The sequence below is a fragment of the Methanohalobium sp. genome, assembly GCF_046546175.1.
Lineage (GTDB): Archaea > Halobacteriota > Methanosarcinia > Methanosarcinales > Methanosarcinaceae > Methanohalobium.
The window spans coordinates 1-5,717 of the sequence record NZ_JBKGYF010000100.1 but is presented as its reverse complement, the minus strand read 5'-3'; the positions used below and the strand labels follow the sequence as shown (position 1 = coordinate 5,717).

The 5,717-nt window shown below is 37.8% G+C and carries 12 protein-coding genes; 1 reads left to right on the top strand and 11 read right to left on the bottom strand.

Features of this window, described 5'->3' with window-relative positions; genetic code table 11:
* Positions 1–185: hypothetical protein (locus ACLFMM_RS08955; protein WP_410808393.1), on the top strand; the 185-nt coding region annotated here is incomplete at its 5' end.
* A gap of 208 nt (positions 186–393) precedes the next feature.
* Here ACLFMM_RS08955 and ftsY read toward each other — a convergent pair.
* The 11 genes from ftsY to ACLFMM_RS08900 all read right to left on the bottom strand — a co-directional run.
* Positions 394–1,485: a signal recognition particle-docking protein FtsY gene (ftsY, locus tag ACLFMM_RS08950; protein WP_410808392.1), complete on the bottom strand. Its 1,092-nt coding sequence runs from the start codon at positions 1,483–1,485 to the stop codon at positions 394–396.
* A gap of 66 nt (positions 1,486–1,551) precedes the next feature.
* On the bottom strand, positions 1,552–2,016 hold the full coding sequence (gene pfdA / locus ACLFMM_RS08945; protein ID WP_410808391.1) for a prefoldin subunit alpha: 465 nt from the start codon (positions 2,014–2,016) through the stop codon (positions 1,552–1,554).
* Positions 2,017–2,019: 3 nt separating this feature from the next.
* Complete coding sequence (gene rpl18a, locus ACLFMM_RS08940; protein WP_410808390.1) at positions 2,020–2,196, bottom strand: 50S ribosomal protein L18Ae; 177 nt, start codon at positions 2,194–2,196, stop codon at positions 2,020–2,022.
* A gap of 28 nt (positions 2,197–2,224) precedes the next feature.
* Positions 2,225–2,878, bottom strand: a complete 654-nt coding sequence (locus ACLFMM_RS08935; protein WP_410808389.1) for a translation initiation factor IF-6 — start codon at positions 2,876–2,878, stop codon at positions 2,225–2,227.
* A gap of 39 nt (positions 2,879–2,917) precedes the next feature.
* Complete coding sequence (locus tag ACLFMM_RS08930; RefSeq protein ID WP_410808388.1) at positions 2,918–3,184, bottom strand: 50S ribosomal protein L31e; 267 nt, start codon at positions 3,182–3,184, stop codon at positions 2,918–2,920.
* Between the two features lie 29 nt (positions 3,185–3,213).
* On the bottom strand, positions 3,214–3,369 hold the full coding sequence (locus ACLFMM_RS08925; protein ID WP_410808387.1) for a 50S ribosomal protein L39e: 156 nt from the start codon (positions 3,367–3,369) through the stop codon (positions 3,214–3,216).
* A gap of 135 nt (positions 3,370–3,504) precedes the next feature.
* On the bottom strand, positions 3,505–3,627 hold the full coding sequence (locus ACLFMM_RS08920; protein ID WP_410808386.1) for a hypothetical protein: 123 nt from the start codon (positions 3,625–3,627) through the stop codon (positions 3,505–3,507).
* Between the two features lie 36 nt (positions 3,628–3,663).
* Positions 3,664–4,107, bottom strand: coding sequence for an alpha hydrolase (locus tag ACLFMM_RS08915; protein ID WP_410808385.1), 444 nt, complete (start codon positions 4,105–4,107; stop codon positions 3,664–3,666).
* A 20-nt stretch (positions 4,108–4,127) separates the two neighbouring features.
* Positions 4,128–4,478: a DNA-binding protein gene (locus tag ACLFMM_RS08910; RefSeq protein ID WP_410808384.1), complete on the bottom strand. Its 351-nt coding sequence runs from the start codon at positions 4,476–4,478 to the stop codon at positions 4,128–4,130.
* Positions 4,479–4,580: 102 nt separating this feature from the next.
* A complete protein-coding gene (locus tag ACLFMM_RS08905) occupies positions 4,581–5,030 on the bottom strand; it encodes a 30S ribosomal protein S19e (protein WP_410808383.1) in 450 nt (149 codons plus the stop codon).
* 260 nt (positions 5,031–5,290) lie between these two features.
* A partial coding sequence (locus tag ACLFMM_RS08900; RefSeq protein WP_410808382.1) for an IS200/IS605 family accessory protein TnpB-related protein occupies positions 5,291–5,717 on the bottom strand: 427 nt, incomplete at its 5' end.

Sequence of the window (5,717 nt, the reverse complement as noted above, 5' to 3'; positions counted from 1 at the left end):
TGGGGGTAGCTATAAACCTGAAACTGCTGAAACTAAAGGATGTTGTTGCCGTTTTTAAACTGAAACCGCAGTTTAACCGAACTGAAACCAGTTTCACCCCCCACCTGAAACTAAAGGATGTTGTTGCCGTTTTTAAACTGAAACCGCAATTTAACCGAACTGAAACCAGTTTCACCCCCACCTGAAACTAAAGGATGTTGTTGCCGTTTTCAAACTGAAACTGCAGTTTCACCCCAGCTGAAACTGGCTACTTTTGACCCTGTAGAAAACCTTTACGATATTAAAACATCATGATTTACTATAGACCTGTGGATGTTGTATAGAACTGATTTTCTTTTAACTTCTTTGACTTAATTTCTGTACTTGCTTGCTTTGAAATCTTAGCTAAAAAAATTATTCAAAAAGCTGGTCCACGAACCATTGTGGGTCAAATTTTTTCAGGTCACCGTAGCTCTGACCAACTCCCAGATACAGTATAGGTTTACCGGTTATATAGGCAATCGATATCGAAGCACCTCCTTTAGAATCGGCGTCTGCTTTTGTAAGTATTGAACCATTAAACGGTATATTGTCATTGAATTGCTGAGCACGTTCGACTGCATCATTTCCTGCAACTGCTTCATCTACAAAAATTACAAGGTCTGGAGAATTTACCCTGCATATCTTTTCAAGCTGTGACATGAGATTGACATTGGTATGCAAACGTCCGGCAGTATCCGAAAGCACCACATCTATATCATGAACTTTAGCATACTGTACAGCATCATAGATTACTGCAGCAGGGTCACCCATTTCCTGATGTTTTATCAATTTCGTATTGATTCTGTTTGCATGTTCCTGAATTTGATCAATAGCTCCTGCTCTGAACGTGTCCCCTGCTGCAATAACAGCAGAATAATCATCATCCTGAAGCTTCTTGGCTAGTTTTGCTATTGTGGTAGTTTTACCTGTTCCGTTAACACCTATAAATACGACATGCACCGGTTTTTCTGCATTTTTGAGATATTCATCAAAATCAAACATATTTGCAGACATTATATTATGGAGCGCTTTTTTCAGGGCGCTTTCAACAATTTCACCGGTATCGCTTCCCACCCTTCGGCGAGTACCTACAAGCTCATTTTTTACAGATTCAACGATTGCTTCAGAAACCGATAATGCAATATCATTTTCAAGTAAACCCATTTCAAGGTCCCAAAGTGTATCCTGGATATCATCTTCATCAAGGATAAATTCCCTCTTAAAGACAAAAGCTTTGGCTTTTTGACCAAAACCAGTTCCAGATTTGGACCTGGTCGGCTGTTCTGAAACCTTAGAAGTTGTACTGGTTTCTGTATTGACAGGTTCAGGTTCGGTTCTGGATTTAACTTCCTCTGTTTCTGCTGGATGGTCTGCCGGTTCTTCTAACTCTACTGCTTTTTCATCTATAGTGTTACCGGCTGACTTTTTGAAGGTATTAAGTTTTTCTTTGAGTTTATTGAACACTGTATTCCTCACACGATATAACAAATAGAGATAGCAAGCTGAAAAGGAAGTTAAATTAATACAACGTTATTGAGCTCTATATCCAGCCTGCTTTGCCTGGGCTTTGGAGTAGTACTCATTTAACTGGCGTTCAATTTCCTGCATGTTTTGTACGACCTGGGAATACGATTCATTCAGCCGCTCATATGCATTATCCATCTCTTCTTTACGTTTGTTAAGAGTTTGTTTTGTTTCTTCCAGATCTTTTTCAACACTTATACCAGCACCAATGTCGACTACGAACCTATTGAGGTCATTGAATTGTGCATACATATATGTACCTGACCCAATGGGGACCATTGATTCAACACCTTCTTCCATTGATTCCAGGTTCTTTAATGTATCAAGTGCCTTCACACATTCTTCGGATGAAGTATAGACCATATCAAGATGCTGTTTAATAGATTCCAGCTGGTTTTTATATTGCTGGTATTGTGTTGAAAGTTGTCTGAAATATTGCTCGGTGCTTTCACCGGAAGTGCCATCAGACATAACTTATACCTCTGTAATACTGTCGATTTTAATGTAAAAACGTTTTATTCCGTGTTTGCTGCCTAATAATGAATACACTTTCTCATTTGCATTCTTTTCATTCTGACTTTCAACATTTTTACTGAATTTTTCCCAGTAATGACCCGCTTTAAATTTACCCTTTACAAGATAAGTTTTCATTGAATTCACCTTTTAACAACTATTAGCATTAAACAAATCCAAGTACATCTTCTATCCGTCCAAGTTCATATCCTGTAGTTTCATAACCTGCAACATAACCTTTCGAGTTTGCAATGACCCCTGACCCAATCATCTGTGACCCATAATTAACTGTGCCTATATCAATCGGTAAATCAAATAATTTTTCAAGATGGTCCATCTCAGATTCAGTTGTTTTGGGATGTACAAGTACTCCCTTATTGGTAGCAACCCCTGCCATACCAACTGCTTTAATTCCGGCAACTGTACCTCTTTCAACATCAACATCTAGTGTTTTTGATATTACTTCTACCGATTTGCTGGAAAGATTGGGATGTACAAGTGCAGCTGAATCATTTGCAAGAACAATATTACCAATTGCTGTAAGTTTTCCCGGCACATTACTAACCGTAATGTCTGTATCCTTTAAATCATAGTCGTTACCATATCTTGGAATCAGAAATCCATTGGAATTGCCACACACAAGAGAACCTACTACAGTGCTTCCACCTATCAATGTTGATATAACCCTTACATTCAACAGCTCTTCAAGGGACTGTACTGTTTTTTCCTTTGTACCTGTGGGAACTAGTGCTATTTCTTCTGTACATGTGCCAAATACACCTATCACCGGGTTATCCAGTATATTCAGGGTTCGCATCATTTTTACAAACTACTTTTTCTACAAGGATATGATAGTCACTTACGCAAGCTCAACCTGTACTTCCCCATCTTCAAATCTGGCAGCACGTACCCTTATTGAAGACGGCGGTTTTTCAGAACCTCGCTCCCATATTTTTTCATTAACAGTTTTGTCAATTTTTATCTGCGATGGAAGAGTTTTCATATGCCTTATCAGAAATTCTCTGACCAGTATCATTGCTTTATGAGAACGTTTCCATCTTGGTGTACCCTTTACTTTTCGAAGTGGAATGGTATAAATTTGTTCAGAAACCGCATCATCTGCCATTAATATCACCTTTTAATCTCAATATGTGATTATTTCACATCCAGGTTATTCCTTCTCCAGTTTCTCCTTTTTGGATGAGTTACTACTTCTCTGTTGGATTTCATAATAACCCATGTTGGAACACGATGATTCTGTTTATGTGCCTTTGCTAACCTCTTTTTTTGTCCCTTTGAATTATGGCTCAATTGTCTCACCTTTTTAGTCAGTAAATCATATAAGCATTATATAAAGTTTTAATTAATTATCCAGTCCATTGTCAGTTTAACTAGCTAAATCATTGTATATATTTTTTTATGAACCTGATTTATATTTACATCTTATCATTTAATCCGCTTTTTTACATGGGACTGGACATGTGATGGGAATATTTGTGATATTTTATCATCACCATATGTCTGACGTATCTTTTCCCTGAGTTCTGTCTCATAATCAGCTTTGATCATATCGTCACTTTGACCTTCTTCTATCTCCAGATGTTGCTAAACAAGTGCATTTACGGAACTACGTCCATACCCACTAAGAGGTGTGACATAATATATTCCATATCTGTCTTCAAGACTTTGAATCTGTGAATTGGTAAGAACTGGCACCCTGTCATTGCGTCGAGTGCCGTCTGCAATTACATCTTTTGGCTGTGGTTTTGTCGATGCCAGTGTTTTAACAGCATTATAATGAATATAATTTATAGCATTTCTGGGATAACCATCATTTATTACCATTTCCAGAGCTTTATCCAGTATACTTGTATCAAGGTTTAATACCCTATGAGGGAATCCCAACTCATTTGCGAAATCACTGACAACCTGCTCCAATGGAAGTAATGAAAAACTGAATGTTATCAGTTCAACTTCGAAAAATGGCTCCAGCAAGATAGCTGATAATGAACTGTCTTTACCTCCGCTATATAGTACAGACGCTTTCATGAATATAGACTTTTATTAATTTAAATTCGTCTTATATTGGTATCATGCTTCTTCGGCTGGATCTGAGAAAGGAGCTGCTTTAACTTATCATCATCTATTACAGACTGGATACGGCCGCTTTTTGCAAGTGATATTAATTGAGATTCCAGTTGTTCGCCCAACTCGTTCCTAGACATTTTAAGTCTGGTCAAGCGCTCCCGTGCTTCAGGTGTTAAGATCTGGCGAAGAATTCTCTTTTTTTCTTCTTCCATCCTTTCAGCTTGTTCTTGCTGGTAGGCATACTGGTCAATATCAGATTGATGAGCATCTTGCTGTTGTTGCTGGAGATGCTCACGCTTTTTTCTACGTATTTCTTCAAGTTCGTCAGACATTAATCATCACATCCATATTTTAAATGGTTAATCTGAATTCAACCATTTTGAAATATGTATATCAAACTATAAGTTTAGTATATTTATTTTTACCGGGCAGGTTTAATATTGTGCTATTTCTGGACGGGTTTCAAGCAGTTCGTTTTTTACTTCATGTGAAACATTATCCAGGAACGCCTGGCCATCTGGTGCTATTAATCTACCAGTTTTTTGTGTACGTACAAATCCTGCATTTTCAAGCTGCTGCAAAGCTTTTCTTAAAATAGAACCGCTGCCTTTTACTTTGTGTGCAGGTGTTACACCTCTGGTTAGTTTACCTCCATATACAGAACGCAGCCTCTCAACACCTACAGGACCGTTTACATAAATTGATCTCAATACTGCTGCACAGCGAGTATACCACCAATCATTTTCAGCCGGTGGAAGTTCATTATAAACTCCGGTCTTGGCATAGTTAGCCCATTCCGGTGGGTTGATATGTTCATTTTCTTTTAATTTTTCTGCCACTTTGTTTATTAAATCATTTGCAGGGACATCATATGCTGTTGTCATGTTATCCTCCTTGTTGTACCTAGAATAAAAGGAATAATTAGTTATATAAATTTTGTCAGGTTTATTTCGGAAACTATCATTTTGGTAAATATTCATGAATATAAGATTGATTAACTTATCGGGTGAACAGGGATCAGAAATAATTTATACTATTCTGGTGAACTACCGCTGAGCTAAAGACTCAGCGGCTTCGGAAGAAGTTTACCTTGAAAGCCTTACTCTTTAAATCAAAGATTTAAAGATATTTGTAAATTTTCAATTTACAAAGTTCTTCCCGGGGAGTTCACTTCCCCACTATCGATTATCCCTGTGAGGGAATCACCAAGTACCTTTCTTAAGATGTTCAATGCACCGTTGATATCGGCATTGATCAGCCTGCCAGTAGACGACTGGAAGATGCCTCTTTTCAGTCTTTTACCGAGATATTTTTTATGCTTCTTTATCGGTTCTAACGCCAGTGCATCAACCTTGCTGGTGTAAGCTTCATCGACTTCATGATACTCGATACCATGGTATTTGCATTTAGAAGCTAATTTCTGTTTGAACCTAGCAAACGGTATCGTCTGGAAGTTCTGGTTATTCTGCTTTCCGATGTTCTGTTCTTGTTTTATCTCTTTCATCTCTCCAATCACGATATTGCCGATTTGATTTTCCAGACAGTGTTTAACGATGTGATTAACACACTGG